Genomic DNA, 17,769 nt, shown 5'->3' on the forward strand with positions numbered 1-17,769 from the left:
CGCCCCGCCGCAACTATAACGCGCGGGGGCCCCCGGGATTACGCGCGGGCCCCCACGGCCTTTCTGTGTTGTGTAACCGGGAGTTCATGTGGCGCCGCGAGCATCTCGGACATGGGGACGATGACGCTGAGCGGCGCGCTGCGAGCCGGACTGGAGAAGCAGGGCATAGGCATCGGGGATGAGGTGATCGTGCCCGCGTACTGCGACAGCGAGGTGGCGGAGGCCGTACGGGGGACCGGTGCGCTGCCCGTCTTCGCCGACATCGACCCCGGGAGTCTCTGCATCGACCCCGCTTCCGTTGCCGAGGCGGTGAACGAGCGGACCGCCGCGGTGATCCCCGTGCACCTCTTCGGCCACCCTGCCGACATGGTCTGTCTGCACGCACTGGCGCAGCACCACGGGATGAAGGTGGTCGAACCCGGGGTGCCGGCTGCCGTCTCCTCGGTGGAGACCGCTCGGCGTAGGCAGCACGCCGATTTCCTGAGCGCGAGGCTGACCGGCGTGATCGTCCCGCGGGCCGCGGCCGGGGTGCGCCACAGCTACGAGCAGTACGTGGTGAGGGTGCCGGGGAACGGGCGGCCCGACAGGGACGCTTTCAAGCACGCCCTGCGGGCCCGTGGCGTGTGGTGCCACGTGCCGGTGAGGACCCCCGTGCACCGTCTTCCGGAGTTCCAGACGGACGTCCGGCTGCCTGAGACCGAGCGAGCGGTGGGGGAATGCCTGGCGCTGCCGCTGGAGGCCTCGATGACCCGCCGGGAGCTGCAGCGAATCGTCTCGGCCTGCAACGGGCTGGGTGGTCTGCTGATGGAACCGGCCTGCTGAGGGCCGTGAGGGAGCCCGGTGAGGGCGGTCGGCCCAGGTGGTCAAAGGCGCCTCGGGATACATGTATGATCTATTCCGCTGGCTCGCCCCAATAGCTCAGTCGGCAGAGCGTCTCCATGGTAAGGAGAAGGTCTACGGTTCGATTCCGTATTGGGGCTCTGAAGGAACGAGACCCCTGCCGTACGGCAGGGGTCTCGTCGTTTCGGGGTGCGCCCGCAGGCGCGCCCGCCGTCATTCGGGGACACGCATCGCGAGGATCGCCATGTCGTCGGAGGGGGCGTCGGCGGCGAAACGCTCCACCGCGCGCATGATGCGTGCGGCCACCGCACCCGCCGTCAGGCCCGTACACGTGGTGAGGACATCGGCGAGACCGTCGTCGCCGAGCATGCGGTCGCCCTCGCGGCGCTCGGTCACGCCGTCGGTGACGCACAGCAGGACATCGCCCGGATCGAGGGTGACGGTCTCCTCGTACAGTTCAAGGTCGTCCATCACGCCGAGCAGCGGCTGGGGCTCGGCGGCCGGCTCGACGGTGCCGTCCTGGCGCAGGCGAAGCGGAAGCGGATGGCCCGCGCAGACGACCCGGAGGACGGCGCCGCCCTCCGGCTGGGGCCACAGCTCGCCGTAGAGCAGGGTCAGAAACCGGCTGCGGGCGCCCTCGTCGAGGATCGCGGCGTTGAGTCGTTCCAGCACGGCCGGGCCTCCGAAGCCCTCACGGGCCAGCAGACGCAGCGCGTGGCGGGCCAGCCCGGTGACGGCCGCGGCCTCGGGGCCGGTGCCGCAGACATCGCCGATGGCGAAGCCGTACGCGCCGTCACGGATGGGGAAGAGGTCGTAGAAGTCGCCGCCGACCTCGTTCCCCTCGCCCGCGGCGCGGTAGATGACCTCGACCTCGACGCCGGGGACATCGGGGAGTTCGGGCGGCAGCAGACTGCGCTGAAGGGACTGGCTGATGGCCGTGCGCTCGCTGTAGAGCCGGGCGTTGTCCAGGGCGAGGGCGGCCCGGCGGGAGAGGTCCTCGGCCAGTTCCAGGATCTCCTGGCGGAAGCGCTCCTCGGCAGGCTTGCCCAGGGTGAGCATGCCGATGACACGGTTGCGGGCCACCAGCGGCAGCACCACGGTCTCCCCGCCGACCGTGGCGGCGGTGGCGAGAGTGGTGCCGGCGACGTTCGAGGAGATGGAAGCCGGGAGGCGGTCGAGGGAGAGGCCGCTCTGGTCCAGGCCCAGGCTGCGCAGGGAGGTGCGCAGAGCGTCGGAGTGCGCCGCGTCGCCGGGGGCGCTCCACACCCGCGCGCCGGGGGTGGGCACCGGGTCGGGCGGGGGAACCTTGGACAGCAGCGCCTTGAGGCCGTCGATGCGGTCCTCGTCCTCGTGCAGGACGTAGGAGAGCTCGGGTTCGGAGGACTGGTCCGCGATGGTGTAGACGGCACACCAGGTGGCGAGGGTGGGGACCGTCATCTGGGCCATCAGGGCGAGCGTCTGGTCACGGTCGAGGGTGCCGGCGAGCAGGTCGGACGCCTCGACGAGGAAGGACAGCGAGCCGCGGCGCAGCCGCTCCAGTTCGGTCAGGCGGGCGGACTCCACCGCGAGCGCGATCCGGTCGGCGGCGAACTGCAGCCGCAGGGCCTCCTCGTTGGTGTAGCGGCCCGCGGATTCGGCCGACACTCCCAGGGAGCCGGTCAGCCGCCCCTCGACCTTCATCGGGACGGTGACGACCGAGCGCATGCCCGTCCCCTCCAGCAGGGGGACCGCACCGGGTACCGCGGAGAGGTCCTCGTGGACCGAGGGCATCCGGGCCGAGCCGTAGCGGCCGCTGCCCGTCTCGACGGGAACGCGGGCGAAGCGCTGACGGGCGGAGGGCAGACCGGTGGTGGCGCGGACCTCCAGCTCGGTCTCGTCGTCCGTGGCCAGCAGGAGGAAGGCGGCGTCGCCGTCGAGCATGTCGCGGGCGCGCTCCACGGTGCGCTGGAGGAGACCGTCGAGGTCGTCCGGGGCAGGGGAGCCGATGAAGGTCTCGAAGGGGTCGGCGCCGACCCGGTCACGGCTCTCGGAGGTGCTTGCGGAGTCGGGTGCCGCGCCGCGTGCGGGGGACTGCAGCACCGCGCGCTCGTGGTCGCGCACCAGCAGGCAGACGGTGGACGGCTCGCCGTCGGCGTCGCGTACGCGCAGGTGGGAGGCGTAGACCGGGATGGTGCGGCCGTCCGCGCCGCGGACGCCGTAGGAGCCCTCCCATCGGGAGAGGGCCAGGGCCTCGGCAATGCCGGTGCCGATACCGGGAGTGTGGGGCCAGGCGGCGAGGTCGGTCAGCGGCTTGCCGGTGACCTGTTCGGCGGTGTAGCCGAACAGCTCGCGGGCGTCGTCGTTCCAGGCGGAGACCGCGCCGGAGCGGTCGACCTGCAGGACGGCGACGCGGACCCGGGTGTCGGTCGCGGGCAGGGCGCTGTCGGGGAGGGCGGGACCGGCGCTGCGGGTGCCGACCGGGCGCTCGGGAAGCTCCAGGCGGAACCAGACGCGTTTGTCGACGGAGGTGTACTCCACTCCCCAGCGATCGGCGAGCGATGCGCACAGCAGCAGTCCGCGGCCACCCTCGCGGTCGGGGTCGCCGAAGTGGCGGCCCAGGTCCTGGACGGGCAGTCCGCGGTCGGGGTAGTGGTCGGCGACCTCCACGCGCACGCTTCCGTCGCCGTCGCGCAGGCACAGGACGTCGGCGGCGGTGCCGGCGTGGACGACCGCGTTGGTGACCAGCTCGCTGGTGAGGACGACGGCGTCGTCGACGATGTCGGCCAGGCCCCAGCCCTGGAGGGTGTCGCGAACGAAGGCGCGGGCACTCGCGACCGAGCGTCCGACCGGCTCGAAGGTGGCCGCTGCTCGCGCCGTGATCACTGTTCTCCCCATGGATCCGTCGTCGCCGTCCGTACGCGCGGGCGGCAGGGGGGCCCGCTGGGCGCCCACCGCCGCGGCCAGCCGCTGCCCGGCACTCGCCTCGTCCACCGCAGCGCCCCTTCGAATACCCGTCGTGACCACGTGTCCTTCCCGTCCGGCGGGCCGGAGCGGATGGACAGCCGGATGCCAGGTTACTTACGTTCGCAGTACCGGCGGGCCCCGGATGCGGGTGTTTCCCCCTTGAGGCGTTCAGTCGGTGGTGTGCGATGCTGCCGAACTGTTATCGCCTGGTTCCACCATGGTGAAACACTGGGAGGGCTCGAAGTGAATGCCCGGGCGGAACGTTCGACCCAGCGGGAGGGACACGGTGCAGTCTGGCGGAGCGGCGCGAGGCGCCAGCACGCGCACGAAAAGCGGACGGTCTCGGGCAAACGGGGTGATCGAGGTTGAGGTGGCCGCGGTCAACCGGCTGCTGACCGCCCTGGAGGCGATGCGGGACGGAAACTTCCGTAAACGCCTCACCGTCGCCGGCGACGGCCCGATGACCGAGATCGCCGCCGTCTTCAACGAGGTCGCCGACCGCAACCTCCATCTGACCAGCGAGCTGGCACGGGTGCGCAGGGTGGTCGGCAAGGACGGCAAGCTGACCGAGCGCCTGGAGACGGGAGCCTGCGAGGGGGCCTGGGCCACGGCCATCGACGCGTCGAACGCGCTGGTGGACGATCTGGTGCGGCCCGTCTCCGAGGTCGGCCGGGTGCTGTCGGCGGTGGCCGAGGGAGACCTGGAGCAGCGGATGGACCTGCGGGTCCAGGGGCCGGGCGGGGCGACGCATCCGCTGCGGGGCGAGTTCCTGAAGGTGGGGCGCACCGTCAACGGGCTGGTCGACCAGCTCTCGACGTTCACCGACGAGGTGACGCGCGTAGCCAGCGAGGTGGGCACCGAGGGGAAGCTGGGCGGTCAGGCGCGGGTGCGCGGCATGTCCGGCTCCTGGAAGGACCTGACCGACTCCGTCAACACGATGGCGTCCAGGCTGACCGCCCAGGTCCGCGACATCGCGCTGGTGACCACCGCGGTCGCCAAGGGCGATCTGTCCCGCAAGGTCACCGTGCACGTGGCCGGCGAGATGCTGGAGCTGAAGAACACCGTCAACACGATGGTCGACCAGCTCTCCGCCTTCCAGTCCGAGGTGACGCGCGTCGCCCGCGAGGTGGGCACCGAGGGCCAGCTCGGAGGCCAGGCGCGGGTGCCCGGCGCCGGCGGCGTGTGGAAGGACCTCACCGACTCCGTCAACACCATGGCGGGCAACCTCACCTCCCAGGTGCGTGAGATCGCACGGGTGACCACCGCGGTCGCCAACGGCGACCTGTCGCAGAAGGTGACGGTGAACGCGCGTGGCGAGGTGGCGCAGCTCGCCGACACCATCAACACCATGACGGAGACGCTGCGGACGTTCGCCGACGAGGTGACGCGCGCGGCCAGCGAGGTGGGCACCGAGGGAGTCCTCGGCGGTCAGGCGCAGGTGCCGGGTGCGGCGGGGACGTGGAAGGACCTGACCGACTCGGTGAACACGGCCTTCCGCAACCTCACGGCTCAGGTGCGGGACATCGCGCAGGTGACGACGGCGGTCGCCAACGGCGATCTGTCGCAGAAGGTCACGGTGGACGTCTCCGGCGAGATGCTGGAGCTGAAGAACACCGTCAACACCATGGTCGACCAGCTCTCCGCCTTCGGTTCCGAGGTCACCCGGGTCGCCCGGGAGGTCGGTGTCGAGGGCGAGCTGGGCGGTCAGGCGCAGGTGCCGGGTGCGGCGGGGACGTGGAAGGACCTCACCGACTCGGTGAACACCGCCTTCCGCAACCTCACCGGCCAGGTCCGCAACATCGCGCAGGTGACGACGGCGGTCGCCAACGGCGACCTGTCGCAGAAGGTCACGGTGGACGTCTCAGGCGAGATGCTCCAGCTGAAGAACACCGTCAACACCATGGTGGACCAGCTGTCCTCGTTCGCCGAACAGGTGACCCGGATGGCCCGGGACGTGGGCACCGAGGGACGTCTGGGCGGTCAGGCGCGGGTCGACGGCGTCTCGGGCACCTGGAAGGACCTGACCGACTCCGTCAACTTCATGGCGGGCAACCTCACCTCCCAGGTGCGCAACATCGCCCAGGTGACGACGGCGGTGGCGCGCGGCGACCTGTCGCAGAAGATCGAGGTCGACGCGCGCGGCGAGATCCTGGAGCTGAAGAACACCATCAACACGATGGTCGACCAGCTGTCCGCCTTCGCCGACCAGGTCACCCGCGTCGCCCGCGAGGTGGGCACCGAGGGGCGCCTGGGCGGCCAGGCGCAGGTGCCGGGCGTGGCCGGGGTATGGCGCGACCTGACCGACTCGGTCAACGGTATGGCGGGCAACCTCACGGCTCAGGTGCGCAACATCGCCCAGGTCGCGACGGCGGTGGCGCGGGGCGACCTGTCGCAGAAGATCGATGTGGACGCGCGCGGCGAGATCCTGGAGCTGAAGAACACCCTCAACACGATGGTGGATCAGTTGTCCTCGTTCGCCGAGCAGGTCACGCGGGTGGCGCGCGAGGTGGGCACGGAGGGCATCCTGGGTGGCCAGGCCGAGGTCGAGGGGGTCTCGGGCACCTGGAAGGACCTCACCCAGTCCGTCAACGGCATGGCGAACAACCTCACCTCCCAGGTGCGCAACATCGCCGAGGTCACCACCGCGGTCGCGCGGGGCGACCTGTCCAAGAAGATCACCGTCGACGCCAAGGGGGAGATCCTCGCCCTGGTGACGACCGTGAACACGATGGTGGACCAGTTGTCCTCGTTCGCCGAGCAGGTCACGCGGGTGGCGCGCGAGGTGGGCACCGAAGGCATCCTGGGCGGTCAGGCCCATGTGCCGGGGGTCACCGGCATCTGGAAGGACCTGAGCGAGAACGTCAATCTGATGGCGTCCAACCTGACGGGGCAGGTGCGCAACATCTCCCAGGTCGCCACCGCGGTCGCCAACGGCGATCTGACCAAGAAGGTCACCGTGGAGGCCAGTGGCGAGGTCGCCCAGCTCGCGGACACCGTCAACACCATGGTGACGACCCTGTCGTCGTTCGCCGACGAGGTGACGCGGGTGGCGCGCGAGGTGGGCACCGAGGGGAGTCTGGGCGGCCAGGCCCATGTGCCGGGGGTGTCGGGCACCTGGAAGGACCTGACGGAGTCCGTGAACTCCATGGCCTCCAACCTCACCGGCCAGGTCCGCAACATCGCGATGGTCACCACCGCGATCGCCAAGGGCGATCTCACCAAGAAGATCGACATCGACGCGCGCGGTGAGATCCTGGCGCTGAAGACCACCATCAACACGATGGTGGACCAGCTGTCCTCGTTCGCCGAACAGGTCACCCGCGTCGCCCGCGAGGTGGGGACCGAGGGCCAGCTGGGCGGTCAGGCGCGGGTCGACGGCGTCTCGGGCACCTGGAAGGACCTCACCGAGTCGGTGAACGAGATGGCGGGCAATCTGACCCGTCAGGTACGCGCCATCGCGGCGGTCGCCGCCGCGGTGACCCGCGGCGACCACAACGTGAAGATCGACGTGGACGCCGCGGGCGAGATCCTGGCACTGCAGGACAACGTCAACACCATGATCGCCACGCTGCGCGAGACCACGCTCGCCAACCAGGAGCAGGACTGGCTCAAGGGCAATCTCGCCCGGATCTCCGGTCTGATGCAGGGCCGCCGCGACCTGGAGGACGTGGCACGGCTGATCATGAGCGAGCTGACTCCGGTGGTCTCCGCCCAGCACGGCGCCTTCTTCGTCGCGGCCCCGACCGGCGGTGGCCCGGAGCTCGGAGTGGGGGCGAGCGAGGACGGCTCGTACGAGCTGCGGATGATCGGCACCTACGGCTACTCCCCGGGCACCATGCCCACCACCTTCCTGCCCGGCGAATCCCTGGTGGGCATCGCGGCCGAGGAGAAGCGCACACTCCTCGTCGAGCAGGCGCCACCCGGTTATCTGAAGATCTCCTCCGGGCTCGGTGAGGCGCCGCCCGCCCAGGTGATCGTGCTGCCGCTGCTCTTCGAGGGCAGGGTGCTCGGCGTCATCGAACTGGCCACCTTCCAGCCCTTCAACCAGATCCAGAAGGACTTCCTGAACCAGATCGCGGAGATGATCGCCACCAGCGTCAACACCATCAGCGTCAACACCAAGACCGAGGTGCTCCTGCGGCAGTCCCAGGAACTGGCCGAGCAGCTCCAGGAGCGGTCGGTGGAACTGGAGAGCAGGCAGCGTGCCCTGCAGGCGTCGAACGAGGAACTGGAGGAGAAGGCGGAACTGCTGGCCAAGACCAACCGCGACATCGAGATCAAGAACTCCGAGATCGAGGACGCCCGGCAGGTCCTGGAGGAGCGCGCCGAGCAGCTCGCGGTCTCGATGCGCTACAAGTCCGAGTTCCTGGCGAACATGTCGCACGAGCTGCGCACCCCGCTCAACTCGCTGCTGATCCTCGCCAAGCTGCTGGCCGACAACGCCGAGGGGAACCTCTCGCCCAAGCAGGTGGAGTTCGCCGAGACGATCCACGGCGCCGGGTCCGACCTGCTCCAGCTGATCAACGACATCCTGGACCTGTCCAAGGTCGAGGCCGGCAAGATGGACGTCAGCCCGACCCGTATCGCGCTCGTGCAGCTCGTGGACTACGTGGAGGCCACCTTCCGGCCGCTCACCGCGGAGAAGGGGCTCGACTTCTCCGTGCGGGTCTCGCCGGAGCTGCCCCCCACTCTCCACACCGACGAGCAGCGCCTGCTGCAGGTGCTGCGCAACCTGTTGTCGAACGCGGTGAAGTTCACCGACAGCGGTGCGGTCGAGCTGGTGATCCGCTCGGCCGGGTCGGACGTGCCGGAGTCGATCCGCGAGCAGATGCTGGAGCACGGCTCGCTGCGCGACGCCGACTCCGATCTGGTCGCCTTCTCGGTGACCGACACCGGCATCGGGATCGCGCAGAGCAAGATGCGTGTGATCTTCGAGGCCTTCAAGCAGGCGGACGGCACGACCAGCCGCAAGTACGGCGGCACCGGGCTGGGGCTGTCCATCAGCCGGGAGATCGCGCGGCTGCTCGGCGGCGAGATCCACGCGGTCAGCGAGCCGGGCCGCGGCTCGACGTTCACCCTCTACCTGTCCCTCACCTCCAGCGAGTCCCAGCCGCAGGGTTATCCGCAGCCGCCGGGCGAGGTCTCCCCGGAGGCCGCGCGCGCGGCCGAGGGAGAGCCGGGCGGCGGGTCCGGCGCGCCCACCGTGTCCGGTGCTCCTTCCGGTGCCGAGGAGAGGCCGGTCCGGGAGGCCGGCGGCACCCTGGACGTGCCCGCCGCCGAGCGTGCCGCGGCGGCGCTCGCGTCCCGCCGCCGTCAGATCCCCCCCATGGCGCGGAAGCAGCCCGCGCCGCGGGGGGCGGAGCACGGCGGGGAAGTGTGGCAGGACGACCCCGTCCGGAGGGCGGAGGAGCGTCCGCGGGGCGTCTTCGGCGGTGAGAAGGTGCTCATCGTCGACGACGACATCCGCAACGTCTTCGCGCTCACCAGCGTGCTGGAGCAGAACGGCCTGCAGGTGCTCTACGCCGAGAACGGACGCGAGGGCATCGAGGTGCTGGAGCAGCACGACGACGTGGCGATCGTCCTGATGGACATCATGATGCCGGAGATGGACGGGTACGCCACGACCGCGGCGATCCGGCGGATGCCGCAGTTCGCCGGGCTGCCGATCGTCGCACTGACGGCGAAGGCGATGAAGGGCGACCGCGAGAAGAGCATCGAGGCCGGTGCTTCCGACTACGTCACCAAACCGGTGGACACCGATCATCTGCTGTCCGTCATGGCGCGGTGGATGCGCGGGGAGTGATGTGCGATGGTTCCGTGGTCGGCGGCGTGTCGGCGAAGTGCGACGCATTAGGTGTGGAAATGCTGCAATCGGGGAACCTTCGGGCCTCTCACAGCGTTTCAGATACGTGCACAGTGACATCTCGGTGACAGGGTGTGGTGGGCCGCGAGGTGGGGCTACCATGACCGGCACAAGAACGGGCGGCGCAAAGGAGTCGTTGCCGGTGGCGGCGTCCAGGGCGCTGCCGGGGCGAGGAGGACGGGCCATGGTGCAGAAGGCCAAGATCCTCCTGGTCGATGACCGACCGGAGAATCTGCTGGCGTTGGAGGCCATCCTCTCCGCGCTGGACCAGACGCTGGTACGGGCATCGTCAGGGGAGGAGGCGCTCAAGGCACTGCTCACGGACGACTTCGCGGTCATCCTGCTGGACGTGCAGATGCCGGGCATGGACGGTTTCGAGACCGCCGCCCACATCAAGCGGCGGGAGCGTACCCGGGACATCCCGATCATCTTCCTCACGGCCATCAACCACGGTCCGCATCACACCTTCCGCGGCTACGCGGCCGGCGCGGTGGACTACATCTCCAAGCCGTTCGACCCGTGGGTGCTGCGGGCGAAGGTGTCGGTCTTCGTCGACCTGTACATGAAGAACGTTCAGCTGCGTGAGCAGGCCGCCCTGCTACGGCTCCAGCTGGACGGCCGGGGTTCCGGCGAGGACGGCGACAAGAGGGCGGAGCCCGCGGGGGTCCTGGCCGAACTCTCCGCGCGGCTGGCGGCGGTGGAGGAGCAGGCCGAGGCGCTGTCCAAGCACCTGGACGAATCCCCGGACGCCGCGGCCGTCGCCACGGCCGCCCATCTGGAGCGCAAGCTCACCGGTCTGCGACGCGCGCTGGACGCGCTGGAACCGGGCAACGACGGCCGGCCGGCCTCGCTCCCGTCGCAGAACTGACCCGCCGCCGGACGGACGGCCGTCCCGACGGAGCGTCATACCGCGGATTCCTGTGCGCCGGAGGCCGGGCGGACCGGGCCCTGTCCCGCCGACCGTACGGGCGTCCGTGTCTTGAGGCGCTCTCGCGGGTAATCTCGGCACCATGGCCTCACGTACGTCCGGCAAGGCCGCCAGGAAGGCGCCCGCCAAGAAGGCTCCCGTCAGAAAAGCCCCGGCATCGAGGCCTGCCGCGCCCAGGAAGCCGGCGGCCGGGAAGGCGGCGAGGAAGACGGCGGCGAAGACTCCGCCCAGACCCGCGCCGTCTCCCGCCAACGCGGTGTTCCGTCTGGTCGGAGCCGTCTGGCTCGGGGTCGCACACACCGTCGGGGCGCTGCTGCGAGGCATAGGCCGCGGGGCCAGGGGACTGGACCCGGCGCACCGCAAGGACGGGGTGGCGCTGTTGCTGCTGGGCATCGCCCTGGTGGTCGCGGCCGGCACCTGGTCGAACCTGCGGGGGCCGGTGGGCGAGCTGGTCGAGATGCTGGTGACCGGGGCCTTCGGGCGTATGGACCTGGTGGCGCCGGTACTGCTGGGCACCGTGGCGGTGCGGCTGATACGTCATCCGGAGAAGCCGGAGGCCAACGGACGCATCGTCATCGGGCTGTCCGCGCTGGCCGTCGGCGTGCTGGGGCTGGTGCACATCGCCTGCGGCTCGCCGGGGCGCGGCGAGGGACACGAGGCGGTGCGGGACGCGGGCGGCATGATCGGCTGGGCGGTGTCCCAGCCGCTGGTACTCACCGTGAGCGCGGCCCTGGCCGTACCGCTGCTGCTGCTGGTGACCGTCTTCGGATTGCTCGTCGTCACCGCCACCCCCGTCAACGCCATCCCCCAGCGGCTGCGTCAACTGGGTGTGCGGTTGGGCCTGGTGGCCGAGGACGCCGACCCCCACGGCGGGCCGCAGGGGTACGGCGACAGCGGCGCGTACGGCGAGAGGGAGCCCCGGCCGCGACGGACGAGACTGCGCAAGGAGGGCGACGGTGCGTTCGAGGCCGAGAAGGAGGCACTGGACGACCGGCGCCGCTCCCGCCGCGCTCCCCCGGCCCCGCACACCCGGGACGGCTCCGGCTCCCCCGGCGCGGTGGACGTGGCCGCCGCCGCAGCGGCCCAGCTGGAGGGCGCGGTCCTGCACGGCGTACAGCCCTCGCCGCTGGTCGCGGATCTCACCAGCTCGGTCCGCACGGAGCGGGGCGGCCGGGACGAGGGGGAGAGCGCGGCGCGGGGGAGCGCGGCGCGGGACGGGCGGACCGCCCCCGTACCGGATCTGACCAAGGCGCCGGCCGAGCCGCCCTCCGACTCCCTGCCGCCGCGTGCCGAGCAGCTCCGGCTGGCCGGAGACGTCACCTACGCGCTGCCCTCGCTCGACCTGCTGGAGCGCGGCGGGCCGGGCCGTACCCGCAGCGCGGCCAACGACGCGGTCGTGGAGTCGCTGACGACCGTCTTCTCCGAGTTCAAGGTGGACGCCGTCGTCACCGGCTTCACCCGAGGCCCGACGGTCACGCGCTACGAGGTGGAGCTGGGCCCGGCGGTGAAGGTCGAGAAGATCACCGCACTGGCCAAGAACATCGCCTACGCCGTGGCCAGCCCGGACGTGCGCATCATCAGCCCGATCCCCGGGAAGTCGGCGGTCGGCATCGAGATCCCCAACACCGACCGGGAGATGGTCAACCTCGGCGACGTACTCCGGCTGGCGGAGGCCGCCGGCGACGACCATCCGCTGCTGGTCGGTCTCGGCAAGGACGTCGAGGGCGGGTACGTCACCGCCAACCTGGCGAAGATGCCGCACATTCTGGTGGCGGGCGCGACCGGCTCGGGAAAGTCCTCCTGCATCAACTGCCTGGTCACCTCGGTGATGATCCGGTCCACCCCGGAGGACGTCCGGATGGTGCTGGTGGACCCCAAGCGGGTGGAGCTGACCGCGTACGAGGGCATCCCGCACCTGATCACCCCGATCATCACCAACCCCAAGAAGGCCGCCGAGGCGCTGCAGTGGGTCGTGCGCGAGATGGACCTGCGCTACGACGACCTGGCCGCCTACGGCTTCCGCCACATCGACGACTTCAACGCCGCGGTGCGCTCGGGGAAGGTGAAGGCCGCCGAGGGCAGCGAGCGGGAGCTCGCCCCCTACCCGTACCTGCTGGTCATCGTGGACGAGCTGGCCGACCTGATGATGGTGGCGCCGCGCGACGTGGAGGACGCGATCGTGCGGATCACCCAGCTCGCGCGGGCGGCGGGCATCCACCTGGTGCTGGCCACACAGCGCCCGTCCGTCGACGTCGTCACCGGACTGATCAAGGCGAACGTGCCCTCGCGTCTGGCCTTCGCCACCTCCTCGCTCTCCGACAGCCGGGTCATCCTCGACCAGGCGGGTGCCGAGAAGCTGATCGGCAAGGGCGACGGGCTGTTCCTGCCGATGGGTGCCGGCAAGCCCACCCGTATGCAGGGCGCGTTCGTGGCCGAGGACGAGATCGCGGCCGTCGTGGCGCACTGCAAGAAGCAGATGGCCCCGGTCTTCCGTGACGACGTCACGGTCGGGCAGAGCAGGAAGAAGGAGACCGACGAGGAGATCGGCGACGATCTGGACCTGCTGTGCCAGGCGGCCGAGCTGGTGGTCAACACGCAGTTCGGGTCCACCTCGATGCTCCAGCGCAAGTTGCGCGTGGGGTTCGCCAAGGCGGGCAGGCTGATGGATCTGATGGAGTCGCGCGGGTTGGTCGGCCCCAGCGAGGGCTCCAAGGCACGGGACGTTCTGGTCAAGCCCGACGAGCTGGACGACGTGCTCGCGATGATCCGCGGAGAAACTCACTCATAAGAATGAGCTGGGCAACCGTTTTCCCTGGCAAGACGTCAAAGTGGAGGAGGGCGCGGTCGGTGTTCACCGATGGGCGGTACGGCCATCCCTATGGCGGATGGGCTCCCTCCGCCCGCTTGCCCGACCCTTCCGCACCCCCTCTAGACTGAACACCCGGCAGGTGGCTACACGCTCGAAAGGCGCCCCCGTGTCCATCGGCAACTCTCCCCCAGAAGACCGGCCTTCGGTCGGTCAGGCGATCCAGAAGGCCCGTATCGACGCGCGACTGACGGTGGACGAGGTCAGCGCGACCACCCGTGTGCGCGTCCTGATCGTGCACGCCATCGAACAGGACGACTTCTCCCGGTGCGGAGGCGATGTCTACGCCCGCGGCCATGTCCGCACCCTCGCCAAGGCCGTCGGCCTGGATCCGGACGAGCTGGTGGCGCGGTACGACGCCGAGCACGGCGGCCGTCCGGCGGCCACCCCCGCGGCCGCCCTCTTCGAGGCCGAACGCATCCGCCCCGAACCGAGCCGCCCGAACTGGACGGCCGCCATGGTCGTCGCGATCGTGGCCGTGGTGGGCTTCGTCGGCTTCACCCTCTTCAGCGGCGGCGACGACCCGGCACGCACCCCGGTGGCCCAGGACGGCCCGTCGCCGGATCCCGCCGGCGAGCCGAACCCGGCCAAGCCCGCCGAGCCCGACCCGGACCCGTCCGTCTCCGAGAGCGCCATCGCCGCCGCGCCCGCCGACAAGGTCACGATCAAGCTGGTCGCGGAGGACGGCAAGAGCTGGTTCTCCGCCGAGGCCCACAACGGGCGGCTGCTGGAGGAGGGCGTCCTCCAGAACGGCGACTCCAGGACCTTCACCGACGACAAGCGGATCGACCTGGTGCTCGGCAACGCCGGCGCGGTCACCCTCTTCGTCAACGGCAAGGAGGTCGACAAGGTCGGCGAGGTCGGCCAGGTGCAGCGTGTCAGCTACACCAAGGGAGACCCGGAACAGGGGTGACGCAACCCTGGCGGCGGATGGGGCGGGCGGGACGAAGTAGGCTTGAGCCCATGCCCGAACGCCGTACCGTCGCCCTCGTCACCCTTGGATGCGCCCGCAACGAGGTGGACTCGGAGGAGCTCGCAGGCCGCCTGGCGGCGGACGGCTGGGAGCTCGTCGAGGAAGCCGCCGACGCGGACGTCGCCGTCGTCAACACCTGCGGCTTCGTGGAGGCCGCCAAGAAGGACTCCGTGGACGCCCTGCTGGAGGCAGGCGACCTCAAGGCGGCGGCCGGTGAAGGGGGCGGCCGCACCCAGGCCGTGGTCGCGGTCGGCTGTATGGCCGAGCGCTACGGCAAGGAGCTGGCCGAGGCGCTGCCGGAGGCAGACGGCGTGCTCGGTTTCGACGACTACGCCGACATCTCCGACCGCCTGCGCACCATCCTCTCCGGCGGCGTCCACGTCCCCCACGTCCCCAGGGACCGCCGCAAGCTCCTGCCCATCAGCCCGGCGGAGCGGCAGGGCACCGCCGTCGCGCTGCCCGGGCACGGTGACGCCGCCGCGACCGCTTCGGCCCCCGCCGACCTGCCCGACGGGGTGGCCCCGGCCTCGGGCCCGCGGGCGCCGCTGCGCAGACGGCTGGACACCAGTCCGGTCGCCTCGGTGAAACTGGCCTCCGGCTGCGACCGGCGGTGCTCGTTCTGCGCCATCCCCTCCTTCCGCGGGGCCTTCGTCTCCCGGCGCCCCTCGGACGTGCTGGGCGAGACCCGCTGGCTGGCGGAGCAGGGGGTGAAGGAGGTCATGCTGGTCTCCGAGAACAACACCTCCTACGGCAAGGACCTCGGCGACATCCGCCTGCTGGAGACGCTGCTGCCGGAGCTGGCGGCGGTGGACGGCATCGAGCGGATCCGGGTGAGCTATCTGCAGCCCGCCGAGATGCGGCCCGGACTGATCGACGTCCTGACCGGGACGGAGAAGGTCGCTCCCTACTTCGACCTCTCCTTCCAGCACTCCGCTCCGGGCGTGCTGCGCGCCATGCGGCGCTTCGGCGACACCGACCGCTTCCTCGAACTGCTGGACACCATCCGGGCCAGGGCGCCGCGGGCGGGAGTCCGCTCGAACTTCATCGTGGGTTTCCCCGGCGAGAGCGAGGCGGACCTCGCGGAACTGGAGCGTTTTCTGATCGCGGCCAGGCTGGATGCGATCGGGGTCTTCGGGTACTCGGACGAGGAAGGTACCGAAGCGGCGACCTACGAGCACAAGACCGACCCCGAGACGGTGGCCGAGCGGCTGGACCACATCTCGCGGCTTGCCGAGGAGCTGACCGCGCAGCGCGCGGAGGAGCGCGTCGGCGAGACCGTACGGGTACTGGTCGAGTCGGTGGGCGGCGAGGACGGCCCGGTCGGGCGCGGAGCGCACCAGGCTCCCGAGACCGACGGGCAGACGTTCCTGGCCGGTCTCACCGACTCCTCGCAGCTCTCCGTGGGACGGATGGTCGAAGCGAAGGTGGTGGCGGCCGAGGGTGTGGATCTCGTTGCCGAGCCTCCTCCGGACGTCGTCCGGGGGTGCTCCGAAAGTAAGGAGGCGGGAGCATGACGGACATCCCGGCCTCAGCAGCGGGTGGTGGAGCCATGGCGCAGCGGAAGGCCGCAGCGGTCCGCTCGGTGAGCCTGTGGAACATCGCGAACATCCTCACCATGGTGAGGCTGCTCCTGGTGCCGGCCTTCGTGTTCCTGATGCTCGCCGACGGGGGGCACGATCCGGCCTGGCGCTCCTTCGCCTGGGCGGCCTTCTCCATCGCGATGATCACCGATCTCTTCGACGGCGAGCTGGCGCGGCGGTACGACCTGGTCACCGACTTCGGCAAGATCGCCGACCCGATCGCGGACAAGGCGATCATGGGTGCGGCGCTGATCTGCCTGTCGGCGCTCTCCGACCTGCCCTGGTGGGTCACGGGTGTGATCCTTTCCCGGGAGATCGGCATCACCCTGATGCGCTTCTGGGTGATCCGGCACGGCGTCATCCCGGCCAGCCGGGGCGGGAAGATGAAGACCCTCGCCCAGGGCGTCGCCGTGGGTATGTACATCCTGGTCCTGACCGGACCGCTGGCCACGCTGCGCTGGTGGGTGATGGCCGCGGCCGTGGTGCTGACGGTCGGTACCGGGCTGGACTACGTACGGCAGGCGCTGGTTCTGCGGCGGGCCGGCCTGGCGTCGGAGCGCGCTGATGAGCGGTGAGAGGGAGGCCGGGCCCGCCCTTGACGACGGTGCCGACGAGACCGGACAGGTCACGGCGCGGGCGCTGAAGCTACTGGCGGACCGGAAGGAGACCGTAGCCGCGGCCGAGTCGCTGACCGGAGGGCTCGTCGCGGCGGAGCTGACCGCGGCCCCCGGCGCCTCGGCGACCGTACGCGGTTCGGTGACCGCCTACGCCACCGAGGTCAAGTACGAGGTCCTCGGGGTGGACCAGGGGCTGCTGCGGGAGCGGGGCGCGGTCGACGCCGAGGTGGCCAGGCAGATGGCGGCCGGGGTCAGGAGCGTACTGGGAACGGACTGGGGCGTGGCGACCACCGGGGTGGCCGGTCCCGAGCCGCAGGACGGCAAGCCGGTGGGCATGGTCTATGTGGCGGTCGCCGGGCCGGAGGTACCGGGCGCGGCGGATACGGCGAACGCGGCGGACGGGTCCGCGGGCCCGGAGGAGGCCGGCCGGGGCGCCCGCCGCGTGGCGCTGGAACTGAGTCTGGACGGCGACCGCGCGCAGATCCGCGACGGAAGCGTACGGGCGGTCATCCAGTTGCTCTTGAGCGAACTCATGGAAAATGCGCCGGCAAAGGATACGGAACACAGTGGGGGGAATGGATGTTTGCAGCCCTGAGTGAACACAGCATCGCTCCCCGCACGGCCGCGGTCCAAGGCGGTACGGTGGGGCAAGAAGGATCCGGGTCAGCGGTCCTAGGAGGGAGCCACCGATGATTCTGCTCCGTCGCCTGCTGGGTGACGTGCTGCGTCGGCAGCGCCAGCGCCAGGGCCGTACCCTGCGCGAAGTCTCCTCGTCCGCCCGGGTGTCGCTCGGCTACCTCTCCGAGGTCGAGCGGGGGCAGAAGGAGGCTTCCTCCGAACTGCTCGCCTCGATCTGCGAGGCGTTGGACGTGCGGATGTCCGAGCTGATGCGGGAGGTCAGTGACGAGCTGGCGCTCGCGGAGCTGGCGCAGTCCGCGGCGAGCGACACGGTGCCCGCGCCGATGCGCCGTCCCGTTCTCAACCCGGTGACCGTGACGTCCGTCACGGAGCGGTCGGGGGAACGGGTGACCATCAAGGCGCCGACGGAGGCCGTGGACGTCGTCGCCGCCTGATTGGCGCGGTGCGGGTACACGCCGCGAGAGAGAGTCACTACGGGCCCGGGGGGGGCGCGCGGGGGGGCGGGCCGGCGGGGGGCCCC

The 17,769-nt window shown here is 70.7% G+C and carries 10 protein-coding genes and 1 tRNA gene; 10 read left to right on the plus strand and 1 reads right to left on the minus strand.

Annotation, left to right across the window (positions count from 1 at the left end; all coding sequences use genetic code 11):
- Nucleotides 1–111: 111 nt before the first annotated feature.
- Both AC2CJA_RS12370 and AC2CJA_RS12375 read left to right on the plus strand, forming a co-directional pair.
- Nucleotides 112–822: a DegT/DnrJ/EryC1/StrS family aminotransferase gene (locus tag AC2CJA_RS12370; protein WP_484602732.1), complete on the plus strand. Its 711-nt coding sequence runs from the start codon at nt 112–114 to the stop codon at nt 820–822.
- 85 nt (nt 823–907) lie between these two features.
- Nucleotides 908–980, plus strand: a tRNA-Thr gene (locus AC2CJA_RS12375).
- A gap of 73 nt (nt 981–1,053) precedes the next feature.
- Here AC2CJA_RS12375 and AC2CJA_RS12380 read toward each other — a convergent pair.
- On the minus strand, nt 1,054–3,702 hold the full coding sequence (locus tag AC2CJA_RS12380) for a SpoIIE family protein phosphatase (RefSeq protein ID WP_484602740.1): 2,649 nt from the start codon (nt 3,700–3,702) through the stop codon (nt 1,054–1,056).
- Nucleotides 3,703–4,069: 367 nt separating this feature from the next.
- Between AC2CJA_RS12380 and AC2CJA_RS12385 the strand changes: the two genes are divergently transcribed.
- The 8 genes from AC2CJA_RS12385 (at nt 4,070) to AC2CJA_RS12420 (ending at nt 17,683) form a co-directional block, all read left to right on the plus strand.
- On the plus strand, nt 4,070–9,586 hold the full coding sequence (locus AC2CJA_RS12385) for a HAMP domain-containing protein (protein WP_484602733.1): 5,517 nt from the start codon (nt 4,070–4,072) through the stop codon (nt 9,584–9,586).
- A gap of 244 nt (nt 9,587–9,830) precedes the next feature.
- Nucleotides 9,831–10,514 (plus strand): response regulator, encoded by a 684-nt coding sequence (locus AC2CJA_RS12390; RefSeq protein ID WP_484602734.1) that lies wholly within the window; start codon nt 9,831–9,833, stop codon nt 10,512–10,514.
- Between the two features lie 142 nt (nt 10,515–10,656).
- The gene (locus tag AC2CJA_RS12395; protein ID WP_484602735.1) at nt 10,657–13,362 is read left to right on the plus strand and encodes a DNA translocase FtsK; all 2,706 of its coding nucleotides are present in this window, start codon (nt 10,657–10,659) and stop codon (nt 13,360–13,362) included.
- 187 nt (nt 13,363–13,549) lie between these two features.
- A complete protein-coding gene (locus AC2CJA_RS12400) occupies nt 13,550–14,353 on the plus strand; it encodes a helix-turn-helix domain-containing protein (protein ID WP_484602736.1) in 804 nt (267 codons plus the stop codon).
- Nucleotides 14,354–14,403: 50 nt separating this feature from the next.
- A complete protein-coding gene (rimO, locus tag AC2CJA_RS12405; RefSeq protein WP_484602737.1) occupies nt 14,404–15,927 on the plus strand; it encodes a 30S ribosomal protein S12 methylthiotransferase RimO in 1,524 nt (507 codons plus the stop codon).
- On the plus strand, nt 15,924–16,568 hold the full coding sequence (gene pgsA, locus AC2CJA_RS12410; RefSeq protein ID WP_484602738.1) for a CDP-diacylglycerol--glycerol-3-phosphate 3-phosphatidyltransferase: 645 nt from the start codon (nt 15,924–15,926) through the stop codon (nt 16,566–16,568). Before rimO ends, pgsA begins: the two co-directional genes overlap by 4 nt.
- Nucleotides 16,558–17,205: a CinA family protein gene (locus AC2CJA_RS12415; RefSeq protein WP_484602739.1), complete on the plus strand. Its 648-nt coding sequence runs from the start codon at nt 16,558–16,560 to the stop codon at nt 17,203–17,205. The genes pgsA and AC2CJA_RS12415 overlap by 11 nt, the downstream gene beginning before the upstream one ends.
- A gap of 94 nt (nt 17,206–17,299) precedes the next feature.
- On the plus strand, nt 17,300–17,683 hold the full coding sequence (locus tag AC2CJA_RS12420; RefSeq protein WP_093663381.1) for a helix-turn-helix domain-containing protein: 384 nt from the start codon (nt 17,300–17,302) through the stop codon (nt 17,681–17,683).
- Nucleotides 17,684–17,769: the final 86 nt, after the last annotated feature.

The organism is Streptomyces sp. ATLC9, assembly GCF_057196705.1.

Bases quoted from the DNA above. Each gene is read 5' to 3' on its own strand.
- AC2CJA_RS12370 (WP_484602732.1), top strand. From the start codon at position 112: ATGGGGACGATGACGCTGAGCGGCGCGCTGCGAGCCGGACTGGAGAAG.
- AC2CJA_RS12390 (WP_484602734.1), top strand. From the start codon at position 9,831: ATGGTGCAGAAGGCCAAGATCCTCCTGGTCGATGACCGACCGGAGAAT.
- AC2CJA_RS12395 (WP_484602735.1), top strand. From the start codon at position 10,657: ATGGCCTCACGTACGTCCGGCAAGGCCGCCAGGAAGGCGCCCGCCAAG.
- rimO (WP_484602737.1), top strand. From the start codon at position 14,404: ATGCCCGAACGCCGTACCGTCGCCCTCGTCACCCTTGGATGCGCCCGC.
- pgsA (WP_484602738.1), top strand. From the start codon at position 15,924: ATGACGGACATCCCGGCCTCAGCAGCGGGTGGTGGAGCCATGGCGCAG.
- AC2CJA_RS12415 (WP_484602739.1), top strand. From the start codon at position 16,558: ATGAGCGGTGAGAGGGAGGCCGGGCCCGCCCTTGACGACGGTGCCGAC.
- AC2CJA_RS12420 (WP_093663381.1), top strand. From the start codon at position 17,300: ATGATTCTGCTCCGTCGCCTGCTGGGTGACGTGCTGCGTCGGCAGCGC.